At 64.0% G+C, this 13133-nt stretch carries 13 protein-coding genes; 5 read left to right on the top strand and 8 right to left on the bottom strand.

The window, feature by feature from the left end:
* From B5D62_RS27335 to B5D62_RS27310, 6 genes are all read right to left on the bottom strand, one after another.
* Positions 1–708, bottom strand: coding sequence for a 50S ribosomal protein L11 methyltransferase (locus B5D62_RS27335; protein WP_085937228.1), 708 nt, complete (start codon positions 706–708; stop codon positions 1–3).
* A complete protein-coding gene (locus B5D62_RS27330; protein ID WP_085937227.1) occupies positions 705–2780 on the bottom strand; it encodes an adenylate/guanylate cyclase domain-containing protein in 2076 nt (691 codons plus the stop codon). The genes B5D62_RS27335 and B5D62_RS27330 overlap by 4 nt, the downstream gene beginning before the upstream one ends.
* A 92-nt stretch (positions 2781–2872) precedes the next feature.
* Complete coding sequence (locus B5D62_RS27325) at positions 2873–4273, bottom strand: amidase (RefSeq protein WP_085937226.1); 1401 nt, start codon at positions 4271–4273, stop codon at positions 2873–2875.
* A gap of 138 nt (positions 4274–4411) precedes the next feature.
* Positions 4412–4618, bottom strand: coding sequence for a cold-shock protein (locus B5D62_RS27320; protein WP_085937225.1), 207 nt, complete (start codon positions 4616–4618; stop codon positions 4412–4414).
* A gap of 228 nt (positions 4619–4846) precedes the next feature.
* Positions 4847–6364, bottom strand: a complete 1518-nt coding sequence (locus B5D62_RS27315; RefSeq protein ID WP_085937224.1) for a UxaA family hydrolase — start codon at positions 6362–6364, stop codon at positions 4847–4849.
* 188 nt (positions 6365–6552) lie between these two features.
* Complete coding sequence (locus B5D62_RS27310; protein ID WP_085937223.1) at positions 6553–6924, bottom strand: YXWGXW repeat-containing protein; 372 nt, start codon at positions 6922–6924, stop codon at positions 6553–6555.
* Positions 6925–7175: 251 nt separating this feature from the next.
* Here B5D62_RS27310 and B5D62_RS27305 point away from each other — a divergent pair, with 251 nt between their 5' ends.
* The 5 genes from B5D62_RS27305 to B5D62_RS27285 all read left to right on the top strand — a co-directional run bounded on the left by B5D62_RS27305 (position 7176) and on the right by B5D62_RS27285 (position 11119).
* Positions 7176–8033, top strand: a complete 858-nt coding sequence (locus tag B5D62_RS27305; protein WP_085937222.1) for a branched-chain amino acid aminotransferase — start codon at positions 7176–7178, stop codon at positions 8031–8033.
* Positions 8034–8070: 37 nt separating this feature from the next.
* Positions 8071–8661 carry an NAD(P)H-dependent oxidoreductase gene (locus B5D62_RS27300; protein WP_085937221.1) on the top strand — a complete coding sequence of 197 codons (591 nt, stop codon included), beginning with the start codon at positions 8071–8073 and terminating at the stop codon, positions 8659–8661.
* Between the two features lie 117 nt (positions 8662–8778).
* Positions 8779–8994, top strand: coding sequence for a YMGG-like glycine zipper-containing protein (locus B5D62_RS27295; RefSeq protein ID WP_085937220.1), 216 nt, complete (start codon positions 8779–8781; stop codon positions 8992–8994).
* 146 nt (positions 8995–9140) lie between these two features.
* On the top strand, positions 9141–10283 hold the full coding sequence (locus B5D62_RS27290) for an L-dopachrome tautomerase-related protein (protein ID WP_085937219.1): 1143 nt from the start codon (positions 9141–9143) through the stop codon (positions 10281–10283).
* A gap of 29 nt (positions 10284–10312) precedes the next feature.
* Entirely contained in the window at positions 10313–11119 is an 807-nt protein-coding gene (locus B5D62_RS27285; protein WP_218191345.1) for a Crp/Fnr family transcriptional regulator, read from the top strand.
* A gap of 64 nt (positions 11120–11183) precedes the next feature.
* On the opposite strand, the gene B5D62_RS27280 is transcribed toward B5D62_RS27285, so the two are convergent.
* Together B5D62_RS27280 and B5D62_RS27275 are read right to left on the bottom strand one after the other, a co-directional pair.
* A complete protein-coding gene (locus tag B5D62_RS27280; protein WP_231714954.1) occupies positions 11184–12263 on the bottom strand; it encodes a hemerythrin domain-containing protein in 1080 nt (359 codons plus the stop codon).
* 124 nt (positions 12264–12387) lie between these two features.
* Positions 12388–13113, bottom strand: a complete 726-nt coding sequence (locus B5D62_RS27275; protein WP_085937217.1) for an SDR family oxidoreductase — start codon at positions 13111–13113, stop codon at positions 12388–12390.
* Between the last annotated feature and the right edge of the window lie 20 nt (positions 13114–13133).

Genomic DNA, 13133 nt, shown 5'->3' with positions numbered 1-13133 from the left:
TCAGCCTGGTGTCTGCAGGGCGGCGATTTCGACGATATGCATCTCGCCGAAGGCATAGGGACCATACCGCAGGATGGTTCGCCCCTCCTCCGCCGCGAGGACGCTATCGGTCATCAACTCCATCTTCTCGGGAGGAAGATGCACCAACGTCGTGAAGATCACCTCGGCTCCAAGGCCATGCCGCCTCAGGATCTCACGCGACCGATCGAGACAGACGAAACCGTTGTGGGTGATGATGGCGCGGCCGCGCCCGGCCAGGTGGTCACCCAATCCATCGAGGAACGGGTCGAGCAGTCGTCGACCGTCGATGCCGCCGGAACTCCAGCTCGGACGCCGCCCCGGCACCTTGCCGCGGGCCATCGGAAAATGGGGCAGGTTGGCGACGACGAGGTCGAAACGCTGTCCCTGCACCGGCTCCCACAGGTTGCCGTGATGGAAGCGGGACACATCGCCGTAGCCGAGGCTTGCCAGCAGCTCGGCGCCGGCCAGCACCGCTTCATGTTCGATATCGACGCCGCACAGGGAAGCGGCACCGAGGGAAGCCATGGCCGCCAGGATCACCCCGCTCCCCGATCCGATCTCGATCACCGCCGCGCCAGCAATTCGTTCGGGCGCCGTGCGCAGCGCCTGGATCAGAGCACCCGTATACTCGCTGGGCCGCAACGTACTGATCGTTCGCGACGACAGGAGAGGCACCGTGTTCGTCATGCCGAACCGAGCCGGGCAACGAAGGCCTTGGCAAGGCCATCGGTCGGAAACTCGCAAAGGATCTTCTTGTAGAGGTCGAGCGCCTCCGGCTTTTGCGCCGACCAGGCGGCATAGGCGTCTCTGCTCAGTTCGCCAAGCCGCTGCAGCGCCGGATCAGGCTCCAGTTCGGGTCCGGCGCCGTAGACTCCCAGCAGCTCGTAGATCGGGATCCTGGCGCGTCGGCCCTTGACCACGACCTCCTCGATCGGGCGCACGCACAGCCGTTCGCCCGCTTCCTTGAACACGCTATGGCTGATGCAGACCCGCGTGCCGTATTCCTTGTTGATGCCCTCGAGGCGCGCCGCGACGTTCACACCGTCGCCGATCACCGTGTAGCTCATGCGCTCGCGCGACCCGACATTGCCGACGAGGACCGCATCGCTGTGAATGCCGATGCGGAGATTGAGCGGCTTCAACCCCTGCTCGCGCCACTGCGTGTTCAGCTCTTCCATGCCGCGCTGGATCCTGAGGGCGGCCACACAGGCGAGCCAGGCATGATCTTCCAGCAGCGCAGGCGCGCCCCAGAAGGCCATGACGCCGTCGCCGAGGAATTTGTCGATCGTGCCGTGCTCGGCATTCACGATCCGCGTGACGAGCGCGAAGTAGGCAGAAATGCGGAGCAGCAGCTCCTGGGACGGCACCTCCTCGGAGAGTGTGGAGAAGGCCTCCAGATCGGAGAAGAAGATGGTCAGGAAACGGCTGTGCCCGCCGAGCTCGAGCTTCTGATCCGACTGCAGCAGCTGCTTCACGAGCCCCACCGGCACGAAGGCGGCGAAGGCCTTGGCTGCCGAATCGAGCGTGTCGATCGCACGCGACAGGACGGAGATCTCGCGAATGGCCGATTGCGGGCTGGGCAGGCTCTCCCCTTCGAATTCCTGGATGCGATCGACCTTGCGCGCCAGCCGCTCGAGGGGCGCTGAGACGATGCCCGACAGCAGGTAGATGATCACGAGCTGCAGGGCGGTGGCCACCAGCCCGAACAGCAGCATGCGATGGTTGTTCTTCTCGAACGGCCGGGTGAAATCCGAAAGCGGCGTGAGCACGAACAGTTGCCAGCGCTTGCCGAATGCCGGAGGCAGGGCAGTCAGGCTGGCGACATACTCGTCGCCGTCGTGGAAGAAGGTGTACAGCTTCTCCCGCCCTTCGGGACGCTCGGTAAAGGCGGCCGCCACCAGCTCGCCTCCGACTTCGGTCAGATGCCGCAATTCGACCTGGCCATCGTTGTTCGTGTAGGTCTTGGACATGTCCGAGTTGGCGATTACCAGCCCGCGCGAATCCAGGATGTAGCTCCGCGTGCCTGCGCTGATCTTGCGCTCGGCGAGATACGCCGACAGCCCGTCGAGCGTCATGTCTATGGCGGCGACGCCGAGTGTCCTGCCGTCGGCGGAAAATGGCGCGGCGATGGTGAAGCCGATCAATCCCAGCGCAGCGAAGACATCGGGCTCGGTCGTGAATGTCGAGCCTGCCTGTACGGTAAAGCGGTACCAGACCCGCTGCCGCGGATCGTAACTCGTCTCCTCTTGTGAGGTCCCGAGGACGACTCCCTCGGCATTGCGAAACTCGTATCGGTCCAGCAAGATCCCGTCATTGCCCTTCACGATCCAGCGATAGGCGAAGCGCGCGCCGGCTGGCGGCAGCTTGCCCTGGATCTTGACCTGGGGATCGATGCGCCGGGCCTGCCGGAAGGTGCCGTCGTTGAGGCCGACATAGGCGCTGACGATCTTGTCGTTCGAAAGCAGGATACTGTCGAGGTACCCCAGCGAACGGTCATTGAAATAGAAGTCCGGCTGTTCGCTGCCGAGGACTGCCGCCGTCCTCGCCATGGCCTTGATGCCGTCGAAGTCGCTTTCTGCGTCTTTCGTGCTCGTGACCCGAAACCGGTCGACCAGGGTCTCGGCATCAATGCGCGCGATCGATTCGTTGGACAGGAACGTCACCGCCACGATCGTGACGGAGACCGGCACGGTCAGGACCACGAACAGGGCAAGGATGCTCGGCTTCAGCCGCCAATCGCGCTTAAAGAAGGAGATCATCTACCGGCTGTTCGAGTCGCATCCGCAATCGCGCGGAACTAATTTTACCGCAACCGCGATTCAGCGTCCATGCAGCTATGGACCGGGAGTTCCTATAGAGGCGGCCGCCTGAGGTGCCAGTCTGTCGCCTGCTGGAAGGCGTGGCCGCCGGCCAATACGCCCGCTTCGTCGAAAGAACGGCCGACGATCTGAAAGCCAGTCGGCATGCCGTCGACCGTTTTGCCGCCGGGCAAGGTCAGTGTCGGATGGCCGCTCAGATCGAAAGGCGCCGTATAGCGCAGCCGCGCCGCGACCGCCTCGGGATCACGGCCAGTGACGGCCAGCCGATCGAGTGACCAAACGGCCGTGCCCATCACCGGCATCAGCAGCAGATCGAGCGAGGCCAGCAAGGTGTTGAGGCCGCCCGTCACCGCGGCCCGGCGCACTTGCAGGCGCGCATAGTCCACCGCCGAAAGACCGCGTCCCATGTCGATCAGGCCCGCCAGAACGGGACCGTACTCGGCCGCTCGGGACGGATAGGTCTTTTCGTGAGCAAGCGCGGTCTCGACAGCGCATAGGCCGAGCCAGTCGCGGGAAGCCTGCTGGAAAGCAGCCGGCAACCGGACTTCGACGATCTGCGCGCCCTGCTTCTCGAACACGGTAACGGCATCGCCAAGAGTGCGGGCACTGTCCGGATCGAGATCGGACAGCCCGACCGGAATCCCGATCCGCCGGCCGGCAACGCCGACGGCTGCCGCGGCGACATAGTCGGGCACCGCAATCGGAACTGCCGTCGGATCCTCGGGGTCGGGGCCCGCCACCACGCCAAGTATCATGGCGCAATCGAGGGCGCTGCGAGCCATCGGACCGACATGGTCGAGCGATTCTGCCAAGGGAAAGACGCCAGCGCGGCTGACGCGCCCCCATGTCGGCTTGAGCCCCGAGAGTCCGTTCATGGTCGAGGGAAAGCGAATCGAGCCGCCCGTATCGGAACCCAGCGAGCCGTAACAGAGCCCTGCCGCCGTGGCAGCCCCGGAGCCGGAAGAGGATGCGCCGGTCCAATAGGCGGCATTCCAGGGATTGAGCGGCGTCGGGATGCTGGGATGGTGAGCGCCGAACGCGCCCTCCGTCATCTGCAGCTTGCCCAGAATTACCGCACCGGCAGCCTTGAGGCGCGTCACGACGGTGGCGTCCTCGATGGGAACATGGTCGCGGTGAATCGCCATGCCGGCGGCCGTCGGGATGCCGGCTGTGTTGCAAAGGTCCTTCACGGCAATGGGCACGCCGTGCAGAGGCCCACGCCACCGGCCGGCGGCGGCCTCGATGTCGAGAGCGGCTGCATCGGCCAAGGCACGATCCGGCGTGACGACGGCGTAGCTTTTGAGTGTGGAGTCGACCTTCTCGATACGCTCGAGGATCGCGCGAGTAAGCTCTACCGAGGAAACAGTGCGATCCCTCAGGCGCCGAGCAATCTCGTTGAGCGAAAGGTAATGCAGGTCGGCCGGCAGCGTCATGCGTTCATCCCTTCTTCCGATGGGGATGTTTTCGCCGCAACGGCCACGATGCTCAAGGGCATCGCAAGCCCTGCCTCGTACCGAAAATCAGGGACGGCGACCCCGGGTGGCGCCGCCGTCACCGGTCAGAGGCCTGGTTTAGTCGGCACTCTTCAAGTTGACGGCTGCGGCGCGGCCCCGCTCCGTCGCGATCTCGTAGCTGATCTTCTGGCCCTCATTCAGGCCATTCAATCCGGAGCGCTCGACGGCACTGATATGCACGAAGACGTCCTTGCCGCCCTCCGCAGGCTGAATAAACCCAAAGCCCTTGGTGGCATTGAACCACTTGACCGTACCTGTCGGCATTACTCTCTCCTTAGGCTAGCTTAGCAAGCAGACAACAGAACGCGCAGACCATGGCCTCGCTGCCTCGGTCTGCGACGACTCAGGGGATTTTGGATGGAACGCCTCGAAAGACAGGTCCGTGGTCCACAGAATAATGGCCAAATAGCACAGCCAATTGAGTAAATCGTGAATCGCATATGTGGTCGAACGCCGCCAAGTCAAGTCGACTGGATTCAAACGCGCGACGCCTCACATCGTTGCACCGATTTTCCACGGTTCGAACTCGTCATCGCCGATTCCCAACAATTCCGATTTTGTCTTTTGGCCCGAAGCTGTTTTCAGGATCGCTTCAAATATTTTCTTTCCGCTTTCCTGAATAGTTTCCTCGCCGTCGACGATGGAGCCGCAGTTGATGTCCATGTCGTCGGTCATCCGCCGATAGAGCGAGGTGTTCGTAGCCAGCTTCAACGATGGAGCCGGCTTGCAGCCGAAGACGCTGCCACGGCCGGTTGTGAAGCAGAGGATGTTGGCGCCGCCGGCAACCTGCCCGGTTGCCGAGACCGGATCGTAGCCCGGTGAATCCATGTAGACGAAACCCTTTGCCGTCACGGGCTGGGCGTATTCGTACACCTCGACGAGGTTGGTCGTGCCGCCTTTCGCCACGGCGCCCAACGACTTCTCGAGAATGGTGGTGAGGCCACCGGCCTTGTTGCCCGGCGACGGATTGTTGTTCATCTCGCCGCCGGTGCGGGCGCAATAGTCTTCCCACCATTTGATACGGTGGACGATCTTCTCGCCGACCGGCCGAGAGACGGCGCGTCGGGTCAGTAGATGCTCCGCACCATAGATCTCGGGCGTTTCCGAAAGGATCGCGGTGCCACCGTGACGAACCAACAGATCGACGGCGGCACCCAGCGCCGGGTTGGCGGAAATTCCCGAGTAGCCATCCGATCCACCGCACTGCAGCGCAAGGATGAGATCGCTGCAGGGAAGCGCTTCCCGGGTCACGTTGTTGGCGTCGGGCAGGAGCTCCTTCAGGAAGCCGACGGCCCGCATCACGGTCCTGGAAACACCACCCTCGTCCTGGATGGTCATCGGAATGAGCTTCGATCCTTGCTCGAGTCCTTCCGCGGCCATGAGACCGGAGACCTGGTTCGCCTCGCATCCCAACCCGAGCACGACCACGGCGGCCATGTTGGGGTGCCGGATGTAGCCTGCCAGCGTGCGACGCAGCACGTCCATTTCGAGGCCCGAAGCGGCCATGCCGCACCCACCGCCGTGGGTCAGCGGCACGACGCCATCGATATTCGGATACGCTTCCAGCAGCGGCTGAAGCTTGGCCGAGATCATGCGGCTGGTTGCGGCAGAACAATTCACCGTCGTGACGATGCCGATGTAATTGCGCGTCGCGGCGCGACCATCCGCGCGACGATATCCCTGGAACGTGGCGCGCTCGGCCTCCGGCACGAAATCGGTCGGATGGGCATCGGCACAGAACGCGTAATCCCGGTCGAACTCCCCCATTGCGCAATTGTGCGTATGAATATGCGTGCCCGGTGCAAGGTCCTGCGTCGCAAAGCCGATGATCTGATTGTATTTGCGCAGCGGCTCTCCCTTCCTCACGGCACGCGTGAGGATCTTGTGCCCGGGCGGCACGCGCGTCGCTGTAACGACATCGCCTTCGATGCCTGTCCCTGGCAGGACATCCATGCGCGCCACGACGACGTTGTCGTTGGGATGCAGACGAAGGGCGATGGGAGCAGCCATGAACGTTCCTCCGGATTCTTCCATTCTTGCGGCGCACTTTTTTGAACAGATGGTATTCCGGCACCGGCTCGTTTTCGGAGCGGCATGATAGCGCTCCTTCGCTTTGCTGCTCCAAGAGAATACGGCGGCTCAATAGGCACAAAAAAAGCGGGGCATTCGAGCCCCGCTTTCGCAGTCGATCACCACGCTCAGCGCCAGTTGTTGAAGCTGTGTCGCTCCGCATCGTGATCCCAATGGCCGGGCTCATGGCGCCAGCCGCCATGGCCGGCGTCAGCCCATCGGTCCGGCACCCAATGATAACCAGGACGCGCCACCACCCAACGGCCCGGCGCCCAGATGTGGCGGCCCCCTTCCCAGCGCCAGAACCCGGGCGCCCAGGCATAGCCCGGCCGCGGCGCCGGCACCGGCTCGTAGATCGGGGGCGGCGGCGGAACGGCGATGCTCAAGCCCAACGTCATGCCTGCTTGTGCCGCTGCCGGCGTCAACGTCACCGATGCCAATACCGCTGTCGTCGAAATCGCGGCCGTGGCGAGAACAGAAACCAGGGAACGAGCCCACATGGTGTGCCTCCAGACGGATGCGCGGCCTTGCCGCGCCTATTGGAGATACGGCCTCGCCGAGAGGCTTGTGCCCTTTTCGATCAAGGTATTTGCGCCATCCGGCTGCCTCTTTTGCGCCATCCCTCACGCGGTCGGCCCAGGCAATCGATTAGAAAGCTGCAGGCCAGACCGGAAAAACCATAGGGCCGGAAGGGCTGCTTCACTTTGGAAAAATCTGCTATTCCCGCGTCCTTCTTCAGGACGAGGACAAGATGGACACGCTGACCTACTGGAAGGGCGCTTGGCACGAGGGCAATCCCGCAATTCTCGGCCCCCGCGACCATGCCTTCTGGCTGGGGTCGATGGTCTTCGACGGCGGACGCGCTTTCGACGGCTGTGGTCCGGATCTCGATCTCCATGCGCAGCGCGTGGTTCGCTCCGCCCGTGCCCTGGGCCTGGCCCCCACCAAGACTCCCGAAGAGATATTGGCGTTGATGCACGAGGGGGTGCGCCGCTTCGGCCCCAAGGCCGAGCTTTATGTCCGCCCGATGTTCTGGGCGACCAAGGGCGGCCCGGGTCCGATCTCGGTTGATCCGGAGTCGACCGAGTTCCTGCTTTGCATCTACGTCTCGCCGATGCGGGCCGGCACGCCGCTGTCCCTCGGCCTCTGCCGATCGATCCGGCGCCCGACGCCGGAAACCGCGCCGACCGATGCCAAGGCCAGCTGTCTCTATCCCAACTCCTCGCGCGGTGCGGCGGAGATGGCCAAGCGTGGCTTCAACAACGGCGTGGTGCTGGATGCGCTCGGCAATGTCGCCGAAACCTGCAGTTCGAACATCTTCCTAGCCAAGGACGGCGTGGTCGCGACGCCGGTCCCGAACGGCAGCTTCCTCGCCGGCATCACCCGCTTCCGCACGATCAAGCTGCTGCGCGATGCCGGAATGCGGATCGACGAACGGACGGTGACGCCGGCGGATCTCGATGACGCCGACGAGATTTTCACCACGGGCAATGCCGGCAAGGTGCAGCCGGTCAATCGGTACGAAAGCCGCGACCTGCAGCCCGGCCCCATCGCCATGAAGGCACACGAACTCTACATGGCGTACTCGCACACCCAGCGGGTCCTGTAGCGGAACTCCGGCCGTGCGCGGGGCGTTGGCCCCGAGCATGCGCATCCAGGTCGTTCACTGCCATCCCCTGACCGACAGTTTCGACCATGCACTGTTCCGCGCGATCGTCGAGACGCTGGAAGCATCCGGCCATCGTGTCGTAGCCACCGACCTCTATCGCGAGAACTTCCATCCCGCGATGACCGAGGTCGAGCGGCGCAGCTACATGGATAACGACTACGACCTGCGCGGTGTCGCCGACTACGCGGCGATCCTGAAGCAGATGGACGGGGTGATCCTCTGCTTTCCGCACTGGTGGTTCTCCATGCCCGCGATGCTCAAGGGCTGGGTCGACAGGGTCTGGGGTCCAGGCGTCGCCTTCACCTATGATGGTAAGGACCGACATCTCAAACCGGCGCTACAGAACATCAAACTGTTCGGTGTGGTCACCAGCTATGGCTCGCCGTGGTGGGTGGTGCACTTCTTTGCCGGCAACGCCGGACACAAGGTGCTGATGCGGGGAATGAAGCCCTTGTGCGCGAAGGATGTCCGCTCCTTCTACATGGCGCATTACGACATGGACCATTCGACCCCGCAGTCACGGCAGGCTTTCCTGCAAAAAGTCCGCCGCACGGTCGGCCGTCTTTGAAGTCGACATCGGTCACAACTCGGTCACCAGGGAAAGCCCGGTTTCGGCCCTAATTTCCCTCGTATTTATGCATGGAGGCGCACTGATGCGTCTTTTGCTTCGATAACGGGGATATTTATGCGTCACTACATCGTTCTCGCCGCCATCCTTCTCACCGCGACGGCTTGCGGCGACACTTGGGGACAGCGCGCCGTGACCGGCGGCGCCATTGGTGCCGGCTCCGGCGCCGTCATTGGCGGCGTGAGCGGATTGGGTGTGTTGCCGGGCGCGCTGATCGGTGGCGCAGTCGGCGCCGGCGCTGGCGCGGCGACGACGCCCCGGCGCTACTACTAGCTAGGAGGCCAAACCCTCCGGCTTGTACAACCGAGTCGTTTGACCAACCCGACGCCGCGACCCTGGTCGCGGCGTTTTCTTTTGCGGCGCCTGCTTCGTCTCGCCACGGTCCGCAACTCATGGGCGCGGTGGGGCGTTGTGCGCACATGGCCACAGCTCTGACACGCCGTTCGTTCCTGGCTGCCGGCACCGCTCTCGGCTTCGGGGGCCCTGCGGCAGCCCAGAAAGGACCACCGGATGTCGCCGCCCGGCCGAGCCGACCGAAATTCGATCTCCAGGAAGTGGCCCGCTTCCAACACCAGGTAACCGGTGTCGCGGCTTCCTCGGACGGTCGCCTGTTCGTCAACTTTCCGCGCTGGACGGAAGACGCGCCGATTTCGGTGGCCGAGCTGATGCGCGACGGTTCGCTGAAACCCTACCCCGACGACAGCTGGAATGCCTGGCGCAACGCCGAGGCCGCGAAGATGCAGCCCGGAGATCATTTCGTCTGCGTCCAGTCGGTGGTTGCCGATGGCGGCAACCTGTGGGTTCTCGACGCGGCGGCGCCAGACAACGAGAAAGTGATTGCCAACGGGCCCAAATTGGTCCGCATCGAGCTTTCATCAAACAAGGTCGCACAGATCATTCGCTTCGGCGAAGACGTGGCGCTGCAAGGCAGCTATCTGAACGACGTGCGCATCCATCCCGATGGTCGCACCGCCTTCGTGACCGACTCCGGCGCACGAGGTGCCATCGTCATCGTGGATCTTGAAAGCGGCAAATCCCATCCGGTACTGGACGGCCATCCAAGCACCCAGCCGGACAAGACAGTCCAGATCCATGTCGATGGCCAGGTGATCCAGCGGCCCGACGGGCGGGGCTTCACGGTCGGCGCCGATGGGATCGCTGTCTCCAACGACGGCAAAACGCTCTACTGGCAGCCCCTGACGAGCCGGACCCTGTACAGCATCGATACCGCAACGTTGATGGCCGCGGACCCGGAGGAGGCAGGTAGAAAGGTTTCCAAGGCGGGCCAATCCAACGTCGCCGACGGCTTGCTCATGACCCGGGACAATCACCTTTACCTCACGTCTCTGGAAGACAATTCCGTCAGGATCTGGGACGGCGACCGCTCGCGGATCGTCGTCGAGGATCCGCGATTGCGATGGCCCGACAGCCTGTCCGAGGCGCCGGACGGTTCGCTCTATGTCACGGCCTCGCACATTCCCGATTCCGCCTGGTTCAACGCATCGGCGCCCAGAGCGGTCCCGACGCAGCTGTTCCGGATGGTCCGGTCCGCTTCCGGTTGAGGCGTTCGACGATCGCAACGGAGCTGCGTATGACCGGTCCTATTGTCCGCGCGTCGCCGGGCCTCGATGCAACTATGGCGACTTCGGCACTACGCCCCCGAGACAGCGACAAGGGCAAGCAGCAGCCTTACCGGAACGTTCTCCTGCGCAGCCTGCCGGAGGCCGATCTCAAGGAGCTCGCGAAGCACCTCCAGCCTGTCGCATTGACGCGGCGACTGGCGCTCGAGACGCCGGGGGCCGCGATTTCGAACGTGGTATTCCCGGAAAGTGGAGTCGTTTCCATTCTGGCGCGAGCGCCGCGCGACCGGCGGATCGAAGTCGGGCTGGTCGGCTTCGACGGCATGACCGGCTTCACGGCCCTGCTGGGAGACAATATCGCCATCAACGAAACGATCGTGCAGGTCGCCGGCGATGGCTGGCGCATCTCCACAGCCGCCTTGCTTCAGCTAACGCGCGGCAGCCCGACCCTTCTGTCGGCCCTTCTTCGCTACGTGCACGCCTTCATGGCACAGAGCATGCAAACCGCGCTCGCCAATGGCAGCGCGAAGCTGGAAGAGCGCGTCGCCCGCTGGCTGCTCATGTCGCACGATCGGGTGCATTCCGACGAGCTTGCGCTCACCCACGACTTCCTGGCGCAAATGCTCGGCGTTCGGCGGGCGGGCGTGACGATCGCGCTGCAGATCCTGGAATCCAAGCGGCTGATCCGGGCGCGCCGCAGCCTCATCACCATCCTCGATCGGGCCGGCCTCAAGCGACAGGCGAATGGCTCCTATGGCGCCGCGGAGACGGTCTATGATCGCCTGTTCCGGCCCGATTGGCGAACCGCCGCCGACTGACGCAAAAGCCCGGCGACTGACGCGCCGGGCCCCGCTTCCTCACTTATAGTCGTCTGGATACCGCTCAGCGGCGGTGCTGCCAGCCGCGTCGGGATGCCTCGGAGTGGCCGCGCGAATCGCCGAACCAGCCACCATGGTCCCGATCGTCGTCGTCCTCATCGCGTCGCGACCGGGCATAGCGGTCGTCGTCGTCGCGTGAACCGCGGCGCTCCTCCCAGCCCCGCTGGGAGGCCTGCGAGTGGCCGCGGGGGTCGCCATACCACCCGCCATGGCCGCGTCGCTCGTCATAGTCCTCGCCGTACCGGCCGCGGCCGGAGGACCGGTCCTCGTATTCGTCTTCGTAGCGCGAGCCGCGACGGCCCTCGCCCCAACGCTCGCGCGCCGCCTCGGCATGAGCCTGCGAATCGCCATACCAGCCGCCGTGGCCGCGGCCTGATTCCTCATAGCGTCCGCGCCCGCCGCCATAGCGGCCTTCGTCCTCGCCCATGTAGCGTCCACGTTCGCTACGCTCGCCCATGCCGCGACGGCCCATCCGCCCCTGCGGCCCTTCTTGCGCTTCAAGGTGAATGGCTACGGGTCGCGCCGGCCTCTGGCCGATGCCGCGTTCCTGGAGTTCCTGCTTGCGACGTCTGAGGCGCTCGACGAGGCCGGCGTCGTCGATGTCGTTCTCCTCGGCCTGCGCCATGACACCGTCCGGCTTCTCTTCCTCGCTCACGTGATGCTTGATCATTTCCTTCAGGACGGAAACCTTGGCTTCCCAGAAGGGCATATCGGAATCACTGTCGAGAAGATCGTTGATGAGGACCTTGGCGCCGTCATGCTCGACCTGCGCCTCGTCCATGATATCGTCCTCGACATCGGCATCGCGGCATGCCGGATAGAAGATCTCCTCCTCGAGCCGGGTATGGACGATCAACTCGGAGCAGATACGCCTCACGAGCTCTTCCTTCTGGTGATCGTCGTCGCTCTGCTCGAACTGCTGGAACAGCCCTTCCACGCGGCGGTGGTCCTGTTTCAGGGTCTCGATCGCGCTATTGGAAGCGCTACCGCTCATGACTGCGCCGGCATTGTCGGTGGCTTGGGAGACGCCGCTGCCGCTTTGCTGCTTCTTGTTACCTTGACCTTGCTTCGTGGATCTCGCCATCGGCCTCTCCTCCTTGCTTGGGTGGCACCGTCTAAACGACCGACTCGATGCCCCTGTTGCTGAGAGACCTCCTCCTCGCCCAACTCCGTGCGCTTCCGTACCTCTTTGTCCTCCAGCCGCGCGCCTACCAACTTTCCTTCCACGGTCGCAGATCCATCTCGAAGGTCCAGGCCGATCGCGGCTGGCGGTGAAGCTGCCAGTACGCCTCCGCGATGTCGTCGGGGTTCAGTACGGCGTCCGGTCCGGCATTATACCGCTCGGGAAAGTTGGTCCGGATCCACTCTGTATCAATGGCCCCGTCGATCACGACATGGGCGACGTGGATGTTCTGGGGCCCGAGTTCGCGCGCCATCGACTGCGCCAGAGCCCGCACCGCATGCTTGCCGCCGGCAAAAGCGGAGAAGCCGCGCCCGCCACGCAGGCTCGCCGTCGCGCCGGTGAATAGAATCGTGCCCTGCCCCCGCGGCACCATAACCTTCGCCGCCTCGCGAGCGGTCAGGAAACCGGCGAAGGCCGTCATCTCCCACACCTTGCGATACACGCGGCTGGTCGTGTCGCGAATATCGAACCGGACATTGCCGCCAATATTGAAGACGAAGACCTCGACCTGACCGATCTCCGTCTCGATCTGCTGGAAGAGGTCGACGACCTGCGCCTCCTCGCGAGCATCGGAGCCGAAGGGATGGACCTTGCCGCCCTCCTTGGTGATCGTCGCCACCAAAGGCGTCAGCTTGTCGGCGTTGCGGCGTGTAACGACGGCAGTGTAGCCCTCACGCGCAAAACGACGGGCGATTGCTCCGCCCGTCGCGTCCCCTGCGCCGATCACGACGCAGACCTTGTCTTTGGCCATCCAGATCTCCTTCGCGACGC

This window comes from Enhydrobacter aerosaccus (assembly GCF_900167455.1).
Taxonomy (GTDB): Bacteria; Pseudomonadota; Alphaproteobacteria; order Reyranellales; family Reyranellaceae; genus Reyranella; species Reyranella aerosaccus.
This window is presented reverse-complemented; position numbering and strand designations above follow the sequence as displayed.